The following is a 17,733-nucleotide window of genomic DNA, read 5'->3' as shown; positions in this document are numbered from 1 at the left end:
TATTGTTGATGAATTATAAATCTAGAAATCTTATGCATGCTTTGTATTTGATATGAGGGGGAATGTTTTATGGATACTATACTGAAGGATAAGAAAAGGGAAGAAGAATTGAAGACTCTGGACAGGGTAGTTGAGAAAATTTCAAGGAAGGAACTGCCTCACATACTTCGTGTCCAACAGGCAATATTAAAAGCGGTAGATGATTATATGTATGAAAAAGGTGTAACTAGAGTAATGCCGATTATGATAGCACCTATTACAGATACATTGAATCACGATGTAGAAGAAAACGAATTGATATATGAAGGTCAGAAGTTTGATCTGACAAAATCCATGATATTTCACAAGCAGATAATGTTGTCAAGTCCACATCTTGACAGGATATATATAGTATCACCCAACGTAAGGCTTGAAAAGGAGGAAAGTGGAGATACAAGGCATTTGTTTGAATTCACGCAGATTGATCTTGAGTTTAAAAATGCCACTATGGATACTATATTCGAGTTTGAAGAGGGACTGATCAAATATGTATTTGATTTTATAAAGAAGGACTGTGCAGATGAATTCAAGGCTCTGGGAATAGGAACTTCACATCTGGATATAAGCGCTCCGTTCAATAGATATACTACACAGGAACTTGAAGAAAAATATGGTGATGATTTTGAACTCAAGGCTTCAGAGAAGGCTGACCAGCCTTTCTGGCTTATAAACCACAAAAGGGAGTTTTATGATGCAGAAGATCTGGAGCATAGAGGAACATACAGAAACTATGATTTGATATGGCCTATGGGCTATATAGAAGGCTTGAGCGGCGGAGAAAGGGAATACAAATATGACAGAATTCTTGAGAGAATGCGGGAATTGAAAATAGATGAAAATGTCTTTAGAAACTATATTGAACTTGCAAAACAGGGAAAACTCCCAAAGTCTGCAGGAGCTGGTTTCGGAGTGGAGAGAATGACAAGGTTCGTATGTCAGAGGAAAGCAATTGATGATGTCACAGTATTTACAAGGAAACCGGGAGAGCGTTATCTATTTTAGAAACCGAAACAGGCTGATTTTAATTTTCAGCCTGTTGTTTATTGAGGGGGAAGATGATTGAAGTCAGAGATAACTAAATCAAATATTTTTCTTTTTGTTACCGCAATTATATGGGGATTTGCATTTGTGGCCCAGCGGGTAGGTATGGAATATGTGGAACCATTTACTTTTAATGGAATCAGATTTGCACTCGGAAGTATATCGCTAATTCCAATTATAATATTCTTCAAAATCAAAAATAATAATACGGCTGGCAGTGAATTGAAGGTTGCCCTGGCAGGCATAATATCAGGGGTTTTTTTGTTTCTGGCATCTTCTTTTCAACAGGTAGGTCTTCAGGGTACTACGGCCGGGAAGGCGGCTTTTATAACCGGGTTGTATATAGTAATTGTTCCTATACTAAGTATATTTCTGAGAAAAAGTATTGACATAAATTCATGGATTGGTGCACTTCTGGCGGTTGGCGGTCTGTATCTTCTCTGTGTCAAGTCCGGAATGAGTATTTCCTACAGTGATTTTTTAGAACTGGTTTCAGCAGTTCTGTTTGCAGTTCAAATACTGCTCATAGATTATTTTGCAGATAAAGTTGATTCTATAAAGCTGGCCTTCTATCAATTTTTGACATGTACTGTTTTAAGTTTTATAGTAGCAATATTTATGGAAAGTATAGAACTTCGTAGTATAATTCAGTGTTCCGTTCCAATACTATATGGTGGAATAATGTCTGTAGGAGTGGCATATACCTTCCAGATACTTGGACAGAAGAATGCAGATCCAGCTTATGCATCTATTATAATGAGCATGGAAACAGTATTTGCAGCCTTGGGAGGTTTTTTGATATTGGGAGAGTATATGGGAGTACGGCAGTTGATTGGATGCTCTCTAATGTTTGCAGGAGTGGTTCTGTCCCAGAGAAAAATTTTTAAAAATAAAAATATAGCTTTAAATTCATGATGCAATTGAAAAAATAAGACAGGCACAGTTACTGCAGCCTGTCTTAATAAATAATACTATATTTTGAAAATCTTTATAAGGGCAGTCACGTCATTGGAAACTTTATGAAGATTTTGGGATAAATCCGACAGATCAGATATTGTTGCAGACTGTTCTTCCATGGATTTTGAAACATCTTCAATGGCAGATGACAATTCATTTTGGGCAAATGTTGTATATTTGACGTTTTCAATTATGCCGTCTTTCATTGAAACAAAGCTTTTTGTTATCTGCGAAATTTCCTTAATTTGTGGTACTATTGAATTTATCTGGTCAACTATCCTTTCAAACATTGCAAGTGTATTGGAAATTGATTTATTCTGTTGATTGAATTTGTCTATAGAGGTCAGAGTAGTGCTTGTAACAAGTTTTGTATTACTGTAGATATCCTGGATCAAATTATTTATTATACCTGAGGATTCTATTGTTTCAATGGAAAGCTTTTTAACTTCCGATGCCACGACTTTGAAACCGCCTCCGGACTCATTTGCCCTTGAAGCTTCAATTGAAGCATTTAATGATAGAAGGTTGATCTGCTTTGCCACTTCTGATATGGTATTACTTATAGAATGTATGTTTGTGACTTTATCCGACAGGGCTTTTATGGTATCTTCTAAATCTTTAAAGGAATCACTCACTTCATTCAAGGAAGTGCTAACTCCGTTTACTGCTTCTTTGCCCGTATCGATATTTCCCTTTATTTCAACTGTATTTTTTTCTATAGATAATATTTTATCTCCTATTGTATCCAGATCTTCTGAGAAGTTATTCAATTTCTCGTATGCCTGGCTTAAATTATTATTCTGTACTATACTGGTTTCATTTACATCCTGCAGGGAGTTTGTAATTTCATCACTGACGAGATTTACCTCCCTGATTGAAATATTTAATTTATTGGAGTAATCATCTACATCTTTTGCCGAGGATCTAATTTTGGATATGATGTTTTTCAAAGTTGAGTTTGTAGTATTTATGTTTTCCGCCAGATCAAGCATTTCATCTTTTGAATTTATTTTCACCTTGTTTGTAAGATCACCTTTTGACATAAGTTTTAAGTGAAACTGTATTTGTTTTAAAGGTTTTGTTATACTCAAGGATATAAAAAATGCAATAATTATAGATAGTATAAGAATTATAGAGGATATAAGGATTAATTTTATAATCTGTTTTCTGAAGTCCCGAAGCAGCACATCGTTGTCCATTTTTACAACAATCAATCCCGGAACAGTTACTTTTGTGCTGGCAGAAGACACATTGTCAACTTTCTCGCTGCTGCTGTCTTTTTCAGTGGCCGAGCTTACGGCATCTGTAGAAGTGCCGGAACTTGTACTGTAAAGCGGTACTACAGAAAAATATCCGTTTTTACCATTTGTTTTCAATACAAAGCTGTTTGACCTATTTTTTTCTATCAGGGTGTCCACATTGCTGTTTTTAAAATATGTACCTATTTTCCCCTTGTCCGTGTTTGATACGTATTTTAGATTATCATCAAGTACACCAATGTATTCCACGGAGTTGTACTGCTTTTTTAATAAGGATGAAATCTCCTGTTGAATTTTTTTACTATTTTCTATACCGATGGGGGATATGATCTTTTCTATATGCTCGGCATAGGCAGAACTTTTGTCAAGTGCTGATTCTTGTAGTTTGCCATAAGTATTTGATATCTCAAGTGTCAAAAATATGACTAGGTTTATAAAAATTACAGATAAAAAGCCAAGTATCATTTTCTTCTTTACAGAGTCAAGTCTAAACATGTTTTTCATGATAAGGATGCCCCTTCCCCATATATAATAAATTGCTGATTGTTGCTATGTAGTTAATTATATAACAACTTGAGGAAAATAGCATAGCATGTCTTGAAAAAAATCAGAAATACATTTATCCAAATTAATGCATGCTTTTTCACTATGCGGATGAAAAAATATGCATTAAATATGTATTCATTATATAATATAATAAAAACAACGAAGGATAAGTGAGTTGATATTTAAATGTCATTAACACCTATTGATAGTCGATTATTCAAGCTTGTGTCAAAGATTAATTCCAAACAGTTCAGTAAACTTGAAGAACTTGCTGAATTTATGGGAGTAAGCACAAGAACTATACAAAATTACATCAAAAAACTTAATCAGATTATGAAGTCACATGATGCTAAAATTGTAAATGTAAAGAAGGTGGGATATAAGTTAGTAGTTGAGGACAAGAAAAAATTCATAAAATTGATTGAAGACTATGAAAACGATAGCAATAAATCTGCAAAGCTTGATACTGCTGAAAATCGTATAGCTTATATTATTGAATTTCTTGTAAATTTCAATGGATTTATAACTATAGATGAACTTGCATATAAGATGAATGTTGGAAGGACTACTCTTGTAAATGATCTTAAAAAGGTTAGAACAATTTTAAAAATCTATAATATAAAATTGTCTGGAAAGCAGAATTCGGGTATAAAAATTTCAGGCAGTGAAATGGATATAAGATTTCTTATCCTGGATCATTTTTATAAGGGACAAGGTGGCAATTTCAATTATAAGGACATTAATTTATATAAAAATATAAAGGCTAAAATTATGCGTATTTTTAGTGAGAATAAATTGCATATAACCGATAGGACAGTAAAACAGACTATGGATTATATTTTTATAATGCTTTATAGATTGAAAAATCATAGATTAATAAAAAATATTGACAGAAAATATTATGATGCAGAAAGAACTCATGAATATTTTATAGCAAGGCAAATTGCTGCCACTTTAGAAAAGGTTTTTAATTGCAAATTAAATAAATATGAAATCATTTTCCTGACACTTCCTCTTCTAGGGAGGGAGGCACCTATAAATTTAGAAAATATTACAGTCAGAAAGAATGTAAAGCAATTAGTAGAGCAGATTATAAATGAAGTAAACGATAATTTCGGGCTGGCTATGAAACCGGAAAATGAAATAGTTAAAAATCTGGAATATCATTTGAATTTCATGTTGAACAGGCTCATATTCAACATCGGAATTGAAAATGCCCTTTTAGATGATATAAAAAAAAATTATCCATTACCTTATGAAATGGCAAAGCTGGGTGCAAGAATAATAAAGCAAAACTACAATCTTGATACAGGAGAAGACGAAATTGGATATATAGCACTATATTTTCAAAGCTATATAGAACAAAACAGCAGCAATTCCGACAATATCAAGAAGGTAGCTCTAATATGCGGAACCGGACTTGGTACGGTACAACTGCTGAAAATAAAATTGAACAAAATGTTGTCCAACAAGGACATTGTCATAAAGACATTTTCAGATGCAAATATTACCAGAAATATATTGGATGATTATGATATAGTTTTTACTACAGTCGATTTAAATTTAAACACAATTACTCCCGTAGTTAAAGTAAATGCACTTTTTAATGAAGATGATTTGAGAAAAGAACTTGATAAAACAATAAGCCTTAAAAAATACAATATCAAATATGTAGAGTACAATCTTTCCATACTAAGTATAATAATACAGCCGCAGTTCTTCTTTGTGCTGTATAGAAATGATTATTTTGAAAATCTAAATGATATGCTTGTTAAGATATCAACAAATCCCGATATTGATGAGGATTTTAATAAAAATGTCATTAAAAGGGAAATTGAATCACCTACCTTTTTAGGAAATTATATTGCTATGCCACATGCTGTTAATGGGAAAGGGAGTAGGCTGTCTATAGCAATCGGTATTTTGGACAAACCTATTGTTTCAGATGGATTTGAAATAAATATAATAATACTTTTGATTATACCACCGGAGGATAAAATAGATTCAGAGATTTTAATAAAGGCATATGAAGAACTGCTGAAAATAGGACAAAATAAGGAGATTGTTCAAAAAATGTCCCAAATAAGAGACTACGAAGGATTTAAAAATATTTTATTGGAGGAGGTAAATTTATGAATTCAATAATATTATTTATTATTTTAGGTATTACAGTATGGATTTTGAATTTTGCATTCGGTATGCTGCAGATTAAGGATTTCAATAAAAACTATGTGGAACTGAGAAGGCGTGGAAAAGTTGCAATAGGAAGAAAAAGAGGTTATATGCAGGCTGGAACTGTTGTCATGTTTTTGATTGATGATGAAGGCAGAATAATTGATTCCAGAAAAATGCAGGGTGTATCGGTATTTGCCAGGTTTAGAAAATTAATGGGACTTGAAGGTATAAGTTTAGGAGATATTCATAAGGATAATTTGGTCAAGTACAATAAGTATATGAGAATGGCGATTTTGGATGCCGTAAAAAATTATAATACTTTTAAAGGAGGTGAGACAAATTAGCCAGAATATAAAATGATTGAATATTCAAATTTCAATAAAAAATTATAAATTTAGGAGGTATTGCAATTGGGTGTTTTAAATGTTATTTCAAATTTTGCAGACAGATTCATGGCTCTGTTTAGAGCAGGAGGGGATCAATTTGTAAGTTTCGTAATGGGTATAGTACCGCTGCTTGTAGCTCTTCTTGTAGTTATGAACAGTATTATAAATCTTATTGGAACTGAGAGGGTGGAAAGGTTCGCAAGAAAATCTTCCTCCAATATATTTTTAAGATATCTTGTACTGCCATTTATAGGTACTTTTGTTTTTACAAATCCAATGACGCTTTCATTAGGGAAATTTTTACCGGAAAAGTACAAACCAAGTTATTATGCAGCATCAAGTTTTTCATGTCATACGATGAATGGATTGTTTCCCCATGTTGATCCGTCAGAACTCTTTGTATTTTTAGGAATCGCAAATGGAATTACAAAATTGGGGTTGTCCACAGGAGATCTTGCAGTAAGATATTTTTTAGTAGGTTTGATTACCAACTTTTTCAGAGGATGGATTACTGACTTTACAACGTCAATAGTTGAAAGACAACAGGGCATCAAGCTTAAAACAGAACTTGATATAGAGCATATTGCAGAAGCATAAAAATGAATTTAATAATTAAGGAGGAGAAAATATATGGGTTACAGTAAAGTAAGAATAACCAGGGGTTCAGGTGGATGGGGAGGCCCTATAACAGTTGCACCTACCGGAACCAAGAACAAAGTGGTATATATTACAGGTGGTGCAAAACCTGAAGTAGCTGAGACCATAGCAAATTTGACAGGATGTGAGCTGGTAGACGGGTTCACCCACGGTGTAAAAGACAGTGAAATTGCATGTGCAGTTATAAATTGTGGAGGAACTTTGAGATGTGGCATTTATCCTCAGAAGAAGATACCTACAGTTAATATAATGCCTACGGGTAAAAGCGGACCTCTTGCAATGTTTATGAAAGAGGATATCTACGTATCTGGAGTCAAGTCCAGGAATATTGAAAAAATATAGGAGGTAAGATTAAATGGATTATGATACTGATAAAAAGATTAGTCAGCAGAGCGGTAGCTTTTTAGCCAGGATGGGAATAGCTATAGGAAAAATAGTTTCCATGATGTTTCAGGCCGGCAGAGATACCATAGATACTGTTATTCATACAATTTTACCATTTATGGCATTCGTTGCAGCATTGATAGGAATAATAAATGCTTCCGGGATAGGCAATTGGTTTGCACATCTTCTATCGCCGCTTGCAGGCAATATCTTTGGATTGATAGTTTTGTCACTTATATGTTCTTTTCCACTTCTTTCACCATTTTTAGGACCTGGTGCGGTAATAGCACAGATAGTAGGTGTATTGATAGGAGTAGAAATAGGGAAAGGGAATATAGCTCCAGCTCTGGCACTTCCGGCGCTTTTCGCCATAAATTCACAGGCTGCCTGCGACTTTATACCTGTAGGACTTGGATTGGCTGAAGCAGAACCTGAAACGGTTCAGGTAGGAGTTCCATCCGTACTTTATTCAAGATTTCTCACTGGTGCACCAACTGTTATTGTTGCATGGCTTGCAAGCTTTGGACTATATAGTAAATAATCGACATTTATAGCTTAAATATAGAGAGGGATTTTTTAACTATGAAAATAATATATAATACAAAGATAACCACTATAGGAAATAAAGCAGGCGATTTTTTACAAAGTTATATGTTTATAATCTTTAAAGAGAATGTACCAAGGGAGTTGGCTGACTACTGTTATATTCATAATGAAAATAATCTGGTAGAAGACATAAATCCTGGAGACATATTATATATAGATGATGTTGAATATAAAATAACTTCGATTGGAGATCTGGTAAATCAGAATTTGAAACAGCTTGGACATATAACATTTAAATTTACTGGTGATAAAGAAGCAGCTATTCCCGGGACTTTATTTCTTGAGAGAAAAAAAATAGTGCCTCTGCGAGAAGGCACTGTAATAAAAATAATTAGAAATTAAATATCTACATTTAATTATAACTGCAAGTAATGTATTGGTCAAATATGAATTATTATATTATTGGAGGTAGAAATATGGCGGATTCATGGTTGAAATTGGAGGGAAAGACGGTAATTGTTACAGGAGGGGCATCCGGGATAGGAAAAGCTGTAGTTCAGGAATTTTTAAATAACGGGAGCAATGTAGTTGTGGGAGATATGAGTTCGAGGGAGCCTGAATTCAACTCAAATGATAATTCGGGAAAAGTATTATATGTAAAGACAGATGTAACGAGTTCAAAGAGCGTTAAGGAAATGATCTCAAAAACGGTAGATACCTTTGGAAAAATAGATGTTCTGGTCAATAATGCAGGAATAAATATTCCAAGACTTCTGGTTGATCCAGAAGATTCAAAGGGTAAGTATGAACTGAATGAGGATATTTTTGAAAAAGTAGTAAATGTAAATGAAAAGGGGGTATTTTTATGCGCACAGGCGGCTGCGAGAGAAATGGTAAGAGAGGGTTCAGGGGTAATAATAAATATGTCATCTGAAAGTGGACTTGAGGGTTCAGAGGGACAGAGTATTTATGCAGCGACCAAAAATGCGGTGAATTCATTTACAAGATCCTGGGCGAAAGAACTTGGTAAAAATGGGGTGAGAATTGTAGGGGTTGCACCTGGTATTCTGGAAGCGACGGGGCTTAGAACTGTGGAATATGAAACAGCACTGTCCTATACACGTGGAATTACAGTGGATGATTTAAGAGCAGGATATGTCAAAACTTCCACAATACCACTTGGAAGGTCCGGTAAACTTACAGAGGTTGCAGATTTAGTCTGCTACCTGGCTTCTGATAGGGCAAGTTATATACATGGAGTTACCTATAATATAGCTGGTGGAAAAACGAGGGGATAAGATCTTTATATAAGTAAATGTGTTGAAGTAGATAAAATTTCACTTCAACACATTTTTATGTAAGGAAAATTGATGACATTTTTAAAACAAGTATATAATATTATGTTATTATATAGATAATATATCTAATAGTTATAGAGGAGTGAAATACATGTCATGGAAAACATTGATATTCCAAATAATATTTATAGCAGTAGTATTTATGGTAGGGTACCGCCTACTTAAAAAGTATGTACTTGTAAAGATTCACCCTAATAAAATAGTTATTCTTTCGTTAGCCATAATTTCTTTTTTACTTCCTGGTGGAGTGGGTATAGTTCTTAAAAAGAATATGGGCAGCAATTCAATATTGCAGTATGTATCCAGTGGACTTTTTGTAATATTTTTTCTTTGGTTTTTAGATCTACATAATGGAGTGATGTATGGAAGAGGAAAGAATAAGGCAAATGACATAAAAATAAAACCTAAAGCTAAACCAAACAGAGCAAATAAGAACTTTAAGTAATATATTCTTTATACTTATTTGTCGAAAAATAATATTTTTGAGAAAATATATTGACATATAGGAGAATTGATGTTATGATATTTGAGTAATGAAACAGAGTTTCATTAAATAATATCCCCTATTTAGCCGCATGCTCCCCCATGTAGGCTTTTTTTTACACTTTTTAGTGCAAGAAGAGCTGATTTCCTTTTATGGAAAACAGCTCTTAATATTCAAGTCTATTATCAGCTGCAGCCTGTTGTGGAGCCGCAGTCCAGACAAACCATACAGGTGCCGTTTCTGATCATTCTTGTGCTTGAACAATTGGGACAGATAGAGCCATATACCCTTTCACCCTGTACCTTATTTATCTTGATACTTGAACAATTCATGTTTGAATCATCCGGACCATTTTTTTCGTCATAATTTTCAGGCTTGACCTGACATCTTGAAAAATCACCGAGTTCTATATCTATCACTTTGCTTATAAGGTCTGAAATTGAGGATACATATTTTATATATGGGTGTTTTTGAACAAATCCATAGGGTTCATATTTTTGACCTCTCAGCATTCTTGAAATATCCTGGGGCGGTACATGATACTGGAGCATTACTGAAATAGATTTTGAAAGGGAATTCAAAAGCCCGGTTATTATAGTACCCTCCCTGTCGGTGGTTATATATATTTCGGATATTTCACCATTTGAGCGTCTGTTTACTGTAGTATATATTTTGACATCATCTATTTGTGCAGGGTGGGTAGTACCTCTCCTTATACCTACAGGTTTTTCACGCTTTGAGTATTTTACACCCTTTTGCAGCTTTCTTACTTTATTCAAAAGCTGATTGTAAGTAAGATCTTCCAGTCTTATGTCATCAGTGTCGGAAAGAGCTGTATTGAGAGGCTGGGCTGCCTTTGAAGAATCCCTGTACAGTGTTATCCCTTTTACACCCAGTTTCCATGAAGATAATACAACGTTCTTGAAATCCTCCACTGAAGCGTCCTTCGGCAGGTTGACTGTCTTTGATATGGCCCCGGAAATGAGAGGGGTTATAGCTGCCACCATTTTGACATGTCCCATTGGGGATATGTATCTCTCTCCACTTCCACACTTGTTTGAGGTATCGAATATTGCTGTATGTTCATCCTTTAGGTGGGGAGCACCCTCTATTTTGCCATCAAGTATCTTTTCGTAGGTGAATCCATTCTTTGTTACATTTTCCTTCTCGAGTACGTAATCCATTATATCTTCTATTTCTTCCCTGTTGTAGCCAAGCTTTTTTAAAGCTTCAGTTATTACAGGATTTATTATTGTCATAAAACCTCCGCCGGATAGTTTCTTATATACTATATGGCTGAAAAAGGGCTCAATGGAGGTTGCCCCGCAGTCCATTGCAAAGGATATTGTACCAGTTGGGGCTAGAACTGAAACCTGTGCATTTCTGAAACCTGAAATCTGACCACATTGAAATGCGTTTGTAAAACTTTCCTTGAGCTGTCTGCCTATATAGTACATGTCTTCTTTTCCCAGCAGCTTGTGATCTACTTTTAAGGGTGTGTAATCGAGGTTTTCAAATTCATTTTTATATCTGATCTCGTCATTTTCAGTGAGTTCTTCCAAATCTACGCCAGCTGCTCTGCAGTGATTTCTGATAACTCTCATCATATAAGATTTGTTTACATCAAATTTTTTGAAAGATCCTATAGCCTTTGCCATAAGTGCGGATGTATAGTAGGATTCACCTGTCAGTATACCTATGAGAGATGAGGCAAGAGCTCTTGCTTCGTCAGAGTCATAGGGATAGCCCATAACCATGAGAAGTGATGCCATATTTGATACTCCGAGTCCTGTTGTCCTGAAAAGATAGGTTTTTCTTGCTATATCTTCTGTAGGAAATTGTCCCCAGTGTATGGATGCTTCCAAAATTAACTGTACAAGATGTATTATATGAAGATAGCCTTCAATATCAAAGTGACCTGTACCTACATCATAGAATTTATATATATTTATAGATGCAAGATTGCAGGAAGTGTTATCCAGAAAAGCATACTCGCCGCATGGGTTTGTTGAATTGATCCTGTTGTATTTGGCATTGAGATTTCCATCTTCTCCAGCAGGGCAGGTATGCCATGCATTGAAAGTATCACTGAACTGAGGGGAGGGATCTGCACATTTCCATGCTGATCTGTTGAAAGCTTCCCATATGTTCTTTACTTTTTCTCTTCTGGATAGTTTTGAATCAATCCTGCCTGCCAATTCTATGGTCTCTTCGGGATTTTTCTCCAGATTCTCGACTTTATGCATGAAATCATTTGAAAATCTAACGGAATTGTTGCTGTTTTGTCCTGAAACTGTTTCATAGGCTTCTCCGTCAATATCCATATCATAGCCCATTTTACCGAGGGCCCTGACTTTGTCTTCCTCTTTTGATTTCCAGGTTATGAAGTCCATGATTTCAGGATGATCGACATCAAGACATACCATCTTGGCTGCTCTCCTTGTAGTGCCGCCGGATTTGATGGCACCTGCATTTCTGTCGAGTGCCTTTAAAAAGCTCATGAGACCCGAAGATGCACCGCCTCCAGAGAGTTTTTCGCCCTTTGCCCTTATATTTGAAAAATTGCTTCCGGTTCCGGAGCCGCCCTTGAAAAGTTTTGTTTCCGTAATGAACTGATCCGATATGGAATGAGGTCCCAGAAGCTTATCCTCTATGGAAAGTATAAAGCAGGCCGAGGCCTGGGTTCTTGTGTAATTATCGCAGCATTCCACTATTTCGTTTTTTCCTTCATCAAAATAGTAATTTCCCTGTTTTGCCCCTCCTATTCCGTAGGATAATTTAAGTCCCGTATTGAACCACTGGGGGGAATTTGGAGCATACATTTGGTTTAAGAGGGCATACACACATTCATCATAAAATATTTGGGCCTCATTTTCCGTAGTTATAAGATTTTCATCTTTTAGAGCCTGGCACCAGAAATTTACAAGTCTGTTTGCAACTGTCCTCATGCTGTTTTCATATCCTAATTTCCCGGGAATTCCAGCTTTCCTGAAGTATTTCGAAGCTATTATGTCACAGGCGTTTTGGGAGTAATGCTCCGGAAATTCAAGATCCTTCATGTCCACAAGAACCCTGTTTGTCTTGTGGTCTTTTAAAAATACGTCTACTTTTTTCCACTTAAATAAATCATATACGGTTTTTGATTTGTCTTTTTCAAGTATATTTGTATAGTATCTTTTAAATATATCATTTATAGAGTCCAATATTTCCCCTCCTCATTTTTTAAGATTACATTTAACTATATATAGTATATAAATTAAAAAAAAATACTACATGTAGGACTTCTTAATTATAAATTATAGTCTGATAATATTCAATATATAGTTTATATAAATGAGGGTGAAATTCAGTATTTATATAAAGGTAATTGTAGTTAATTTACTATAATAGAACATAAATAGAACACAAATACTACATAATTAATATTGACAAGTGTATAATAATGGTATAATATATAGTTGTAAATAAAACAATATAGAACAAAATAAAGCATAAATATTACACAATGAAAGGTTTCTAAATAGCATGCGTGGAAAGGAGTAAAATTTTATGATTAATAACATAGCTCATTTGTTCAAAGAAGATTTGATTTTCATAGAGGAAGCTAAAAGTAGTGACCAAATTTTGAAAAAAATTGGACAAGAACTGATAAAAAAAGAACTTGTAAAAGATAATTTTGTAGATGGAATTATAGAAAGAGAAAAAAACTATCCCACCGGAATAGATCTAAGTATGATAGAAGGACAAAAATATAATGTTGCAATACCACATACTGAGAGGGAATATTGCAGGAGCAAATGTATTGTTTTTGTAAAGGCTAAACATGATATAACTTTTAAAAATATGATTTCTCCAGATGAGAAATTAAAGGTAAGGTACTTGTTTATTATTATAAATGATGAAAACGATGCTCAAACAAATATATTAGCAAGTATCATGGACTTTATAACTCAAAAATGTAATATGGATAAACTGGATGAAATTGATGATGAAGGAGAAATATATCAATTTATTGCTGGTAAAAAAGACAATAAATAATTAATTTGTTGTCTTTAATATAAAAAATAAAATGGAGGTAATTTAAATGATAAAAATTTTAGCAGCTTGTGGTGCAGGGGTAAATTCTAGTCATCAAATTAAAGATGCAATAGAACAGGAGATGAAAAGCAGGGGATATCAAGTTTGTGCTGATGCAGTTATGGTAAAGGACATAACTGAAGAATTGATTTCAAGGTATGATATATTTACACCCATAACGAAAGTTGATGTGGGATTTGAAATTAAAATACCAGTTGTTGAGGCAGGACCTATATTGTATCGTATACCTGCTATGGCTCAGCCGGTGTTCGATGAACTGGAAAATGTAATAAAAAAAACAGGGAAGAAATGAACAAAATAAAATATAAAGGGGATGAGGAAATATGGGAACTGTTATTCAATTTGCCAACACTATTTTTAAGCCCTTGATAAGTCTAGGGGCAGCACCGATGATGTTCATAGTTCTTTCGATACTGGCAATTTTAATGCGTGTAAAAGTTAGCAAGGCAATTGAGGGTGGACTTAAACTTGCAATTGCACTGACAGCAATAGGACAAATAATTTCTTTGCTGACAACAAATTTTTCTGAAGCATTGAAAGCTTTTGTTGAATCTACGGGTATAAATCTATCAATAACTGATTTGGGATGGGCACCGGTAGCTACCATAACATGGGGTTCAATGTATACGTTGTTTTTCTTGTTTGTACTTGTAATTGTCAATGCTGTAATGCTTGTGCTAAATAAAACAAATACATTAGATGTTGATATATTTGATATATGGCATCCAGCATTTTGCGGAATACTTCTAATGTTCTATTCAAAAAATCTTTTTATCGCAACGGTATTTGTTGTGTTTCTCGGAATCTTGAAGATAATAAACTCGGATCTGATGAAACCGACATTCAATGACCTTTTAAACATGCCGGATAGTAACCCTACAACCACTACTCATTTAAATTATATGATGAACCCTATAATTATGGTTTTTGATAAGTTGATAGATAAGTTTTTACCTTTTCTTGATAAATATGATTTTGACGCAGCGCAATTAAATAACAAAATAGGATTTTGGGGAAGTAAATTTGCAATAGGAGCCTACCTTGGTATATTCGTAGGTGTACTGGGGCATCAAAGCATGATAAAGATATTTACACTGGCATTTATAGGTGCTTCGTGTCTGGAACTTTTTTCCATAATAGGTTCCTGGTTTATAGCAGCAGTTGAGCCATTGTCGCAAGGTATAACTAATTTTCTAAGTAAAAGATTATCAGGAAGAAAATTTAATATAGGTATTGACTGGCCGTTTGTAGCTGGTAGAGCTGAAATATGGGCGGTAGCAAATATATTGGCACCTATACTTCTAGTGGTTTCACTGTTTTTACCTGGAAATAAAATTTTACCTCTCGGTGGTATTATAGCAATGGGGATAACACCGGCACTTTTAATAGTTACCCGCGGCAAAATGATAAGAATGATAATAATAGGCATACTGGAAATACCAATATTTTTATGGGCAGGTACAGTCATGGCGCCTTGTGTTACGGATTTGGCAAAACAGGTTGGAGCCTTTCCGCATGGACTGGCAGCATCAACCTTGATATCACATTCAACATGTGAGGGACCTGTAGAAAAGTTTCTATCGATACTTATTGGTAAATTTTTTGGAACGGGGGATATTACTTTTGGGTTGTATGCCGTATTTGGTCTTGCAGTATATTTACTGCTGTTCATATGGTATGCAAAACAGATGAAAAAGCGTAATATGGAGTATGAAAAGGCAAAAATGTAATTGAACAAACAAGTTAAAAAAGTGGAACAAAATAATTCAACAAAACAGTATAATAAATCATAAATGGTATTGAATTTAATATAAAAGAATGATACTATATAATCGTAGATTATAAAATAATACATTAGAAAAAGCTTTCTTATCAATCTACTTGTGGAGGATTATACAACATGTTGAAGGAAGAAAGGTTCCAAAAAATATTGGATATGCTTGACGAAAATAAGATAATAAAGATATCTGATATAAATGACAAACTGGATGTTACTAAAATAACCGTGAGAAGAGATTTAAAAACGCTTGAAGAAAGAGGGCTTCTCAAAAGGATTTATGGTGGAGCAAAAAAGATTGAAAAATCAAATGAAGTTGGATTTAAGGAACTTTCAAACAATGAAAAAAGAAAAATAAATATAGAACAAAAAAGATATATTGCTCAACTTGCAGGCAAAATGGTTCAAGAGAATGATATTATTTATATAGGCCCAGGAACTACTAATGAATTGATATACGATTATTTAAATGTTTCATATGTTAAAGTAATAACTAATTCAATGCCGGTATTTTTAAAATTTAGAGAGGATAAACGATATGAAATTATATTGGTAGGTGGAAGATATCGGCTTCGTACAGATGTTTTTGTAGGCAATTTTACCAATGAAATTTTAAAAAGTATTAGAGTAAAGATAGCTTTTGTTGGTACTAATGGGATTTTGAATGACAATATAACGACTTCCAATGAAGAAGAAGGATTATGTCAAAAAATAATATTGGACAATGCAATAAAAAAATATATATTATGTGACAGCACCAAAATGGGAAAAGAAGACTTTTTTAGTTTTTATAGTTTGAAAGATGTAACAGCGGTAATAACCGACAAGTATATAGATAAAAATCTTAAGGATAAATATGAAAGGCATACAACAATCATAAATTCTTGAATCAAAAATATCATATCATTACACTGGCATGTAATGATATGAAAAATGATTATTTTAATCTTTTGTAGAAAAATAACCATTTTCATTATATCACATTTGTATTACACAGTAAAAATAAAACAATTAATAAAAATTGATTGGGAAGGAGAAATTTTATGAAAGTAGCAATTGGATCAGATACAGATGGCTTTGAATTAAAAGAATATTTAAAAAATTATTTAAAGGGCAAAGGTTATGAGGTAATTGATAAGACACCTGAGAGAGGGCTTAATTTTGTCCAGTCATCAAAATTTGTTGCAAAATCGATTTTAAACAAAGATGTTGAGAGGGGAATAGCAATTGACCAATATGGAGCTGGTTCATTTATGGTTGGCTGTAAACACAAGGGGATAATTTGTGCAGAAGTATCAGATGAACACTCAGCAAAAATGACAAGTCAGCACAACTCTGCAAATATGATTACAATTGGAGCTGGAATTGTGGGCAAAAAGATTGCTGAAGCAATTTTGGATGCATATTTGAATGAAAAATATGCAGGTGGAAGACACCAAATAAGAATTGATATGTTGAATAAAATGTTATAAATAAAACTTAGGAGGTATTAACAATGATAATTTCGCTTGGCAGTGATCATATAGTTCCAGATATTAAAATGAAGATTTCACAATATTTAAAGTCAAAAGGCCATGAGGTTATTGATAATGGTACTTATGATTTTGTAAGAACCCATTACCCTATATTCGGTAAAAAGACGGCTGAAAAAGTTATTTCAAAAGAGGCTGATTTAGGAATAGTTTTGTGTGGAACAGGGGTGGGAATATCAAACTCGGTTAATAAAGTAAAGGGAGTAAGAGCAGCATTAGTAAGAGATGTCACTACAGCAAGATATGCAAAAGAATACCTAAATGCCAATGTTATAGCGTTTGGAGGCAGAATAACAGGAATAGGGATTATTGAAAATATTATAGATGTTTTTCTTGAATCAGAGTACAAGCCTACCAAAGAAAATATTGAAATAATAAAAGAGATAGATGGTTTGATAAGTGATGATAGTGGACAATTTGGTAATGAACATTTCTTTGATGAATTCATTGATAAATGGAATAATGGAGGTTATCCAAAAGAGTAGTATTTTAAT

At 33.9% G+C, this 17,733-nt stretch carries 16 protein-coding genes and 1 pseudogene; 15 read left to right on the top strand and 2 right to left on the bottom strand.

Annotated elements, in window-relative coordinates:
- Nucleotides 1–69 precede the first annotated feature (69 nt).
- Together LKE46_RS11980 and LKE46_RS11975 are read left to right on the top strand one after the other, a co-directional pair.
- On the top strand, nt 70–1,041 hold the full coding sequence (locus LKE46_RS11980) for an asparagine synthetase A (RefSeq protein WP_291722527.1): 972 nt from the start codon (nt 70–72) through the stop codon (nt 1,039–1,041).
- 57 nt (nt 1,042–1,098) lie between these two features.
- Nucleotides 1,099–1,995 carry a DMT family transporter gene (locus LKE46_RS11975; RefSeq protein ID WP_291722524.1) on the top strand — a complete coding sequence of 299 codons (897 nt, stop codon included), beginning with the start codon at nt 1,099–1,101 and terminating at the stop codon, nt 1,993–1,995.
- Nucleotides 1,996–2,051: 56 nt separating this feature from the next.
- On the opposite strand, the gene LKE46_RS11970 is transcribed toward LKE46_RS11975, so the two are convergent.
- Nucleotides 2,052–3,800, bottom strand: a complete 1,749-nt coding sequence (locus tag LKE46_RS11970) for a methyl-accepting chemotaxis protein (protein WP_291722521.1) — start codon at nt 3,798–3,800, stop codon at nt 2,052–2,054.
- A gap of 228 nt (nt 3,801–4,028) precedes the next feature.
- On the opposite strand from LKE46_RS11970, the gene LKE46_RS11965 reads away from it, so the two are divergent.
- The 7 genes and pseudogenes from LKE46_RS11965 to LKE46_RS11935 all read left to right on the top strand — a co-directional run bounded on the left by LKE46_RS11965 (nt 4,029) and on the right by LKE46_RS11935 (nt 9,793).
- Complete coding sequence (locus tag LKE46_RS11965) at nt 4,029–5,978, top strand: BglG family transcription antiterminator (RefSeq protein WP_291722518.1); 1,950 nt, start codon at nt 4,029–4,031, stop codon at nt 5,976–5,978.
- Entirely contained in the window at nt 5,975–6,361 is a 387-nt protein-coding gene (locus LKE46_RS11960) for a transcriptional regulator GutM (protein WP_291722515.1), read from the top strand. Before LKE46_RS11965 ends, LKE46_RS11960 begins: the two co-directional genes overlap by 4 nt.
- A gap of 66 nt (nt 6,362–6,427) precedes the next feature.
- Nucleotides 6,428–7,000 carry a PTS glucitol/sorbitol transporter subunit IIC gene (gene srlA / locus LKE46_RS11955; protein WP_291722512.1) on the top strand — a complete coding sequence of 191 codons (573 nt, stop codon included), beginning with the start codon at nt 6,428–6,430 and terminating at the stop codon, nt 6,998–7,000.
- 33 nt (nt 7,001–7,033) lie between these two features.
- A pseudogene (gene srlE / locus LKE46_RS11950) lies at nt 7,034–7,985 on the top strand (PTS glucitol/sorbitol transporter subunit IIB).
- A gap of 41 nt (nt 7,986–8,026) precedes the next feature.
- Complete coding sequence (locus tag LKE46_RS11945) at nt 8,027–8,392, top strand: PTS glucitol/sorbitol transporter subunit IIA (protein ID WP_291722509.1); 366 nt, start codon at nt 8,027–8,029, stop codon at nt 8,390–8,392.
- Nucleotides 8,393–8,466: 74 nt separating this feature from the next.
- On the top strand, nt 8,467–9,288 hold the full coding sequence (locus LKE46_RS11940) for an SDR family oxidoreductase (RefSeq protein ID WP_291722506.1): 822 nt from the start codon (nt 8,467–8,469) through the stop codon (nt 9,286–9,288).
- Between the two features lie 151 nt (nt 9,289–9,439).
- Entirely contained in the window at nt 9,440–9,793 is a 354-nt protein-coding gene (locus LKE46_RS11935) for a hypothetical protein (RefSeq protein ID WP_291722503.1), read from the top strand.
- 224 nt (nt 9,794–10,017) lie between these two features.
- Here LKE46_RS11935 and LKE46_RS11930 read toward each other — a convergent pair whose 3' ends face one another.
- Nucleotides 10,018–13,035, bottom strand: a complete 3,018-nt coding sequence (locus LKE46_RS11930) for a vitamin B12-dependent ribonucleotide reductase (RefSeq protein ID WP_291722500.1) — start codon at nt 13,033–13,035, stop codon at nt 10,018–10,020.
- 346 nt (nt 13,036–13,381) lie between these two features.
- On the opposite strand from LKE46_RS11930, the gene LKE46_RS11925 reads away from it, so the two are divergent.
- From LKE46_RS11925 to lacB, 6 genes are all read left to right on the top strand, one after another.
- Nucleotides 13,382–13,870, top strand: a complete 489-nt coding sequence (locus LKE46_RS11925) for a PTS sugar transporter subunit IIA (protein WP_291722497.1) — start codon at nt 13,382–13,384, stop codon at nt 13,868–13,870.
- Nucleotides 13,871–13,916: 46 nt separating this feature from the next.
- Complete coding sequence (locus tag LKE46_RS11920) at nt 13,917–14,222, top strand: PTS sugar transporter subunit IIB (RefSeq protein ID WP_291722494.1); 306 nt, start codon at nt 13,917–13,919, stop codon at nt 14,220–14,222.
- Between the two features lie 31 nt (nt 14,223–14,253).
- On the top strand, nt 14,254–15,660 hold the full coding sequence (locus LKE46_RS11915; RefSeq protein WP_291722491.1) for a PTS galactitol transporter subunit IIC: 1,407 nt from the start codon (nt 14,254–14,256) through the stop codon (nt 15,658–15,660).
- A 170-nt stretch (nt 15,661–15,830) separates the two neighbouring features.
- A complete protein-coding gene (locus LKE46_RS11910; RefSeq protein ID WP_291722488.1) occupies nt 15,831–16,595 on the top strand; it encodes a DeoR/GlpR family DNA-binding transcription regulator in 765 nt (254 codons plus the stop codon).
- A gap of 155 nt (nt 16,596–16,750) precedes the next feature.
- The gene (gene lacA, locus LKE46_RS11905; protein WP_291722485.1) at nt 16,751–17,179 is read left to right on the top strand and encodes a galactose-6-phosphate isomerase subunit LacA; all 429 of its coding nucleotides are present in this window, start codon (nt 16,751–16,753) and stop codon (nt 17,177–17,179) included.
- A gap of 23 nt (nt 17,180–17,202) precedes the next feature.
- Nucleotides 17,203–17,724 carry a galactose-6-phosphate isomerase subunit LacB gene (gene lacB / locus LKE46_RS11900; protein ID WP_291722482.1) on the top strand — a complete coding sequence of 174 codons (522 nt, stop codon included), beginning with the start codon at nt 17,203–17,205 and terminating at the stop codon, nt 17,722–17,724.
- The last annotated feature ends 9 nt before the right edge of the window (nt 17,725–17,733 follow it).

This window comes from Clostridium sp., assembly GCF_022482905.1.
Taxonomy (GTDB): domain Bacteria; phylum Bacillota; class Clostridia; order Clostridiales; family Clostridiaceae; genus Clostridium_B.
Note: the sequence above shows the minus strand (reverse complement) of the source record. Positions and strands in the feature narration are given on the sequence as shown.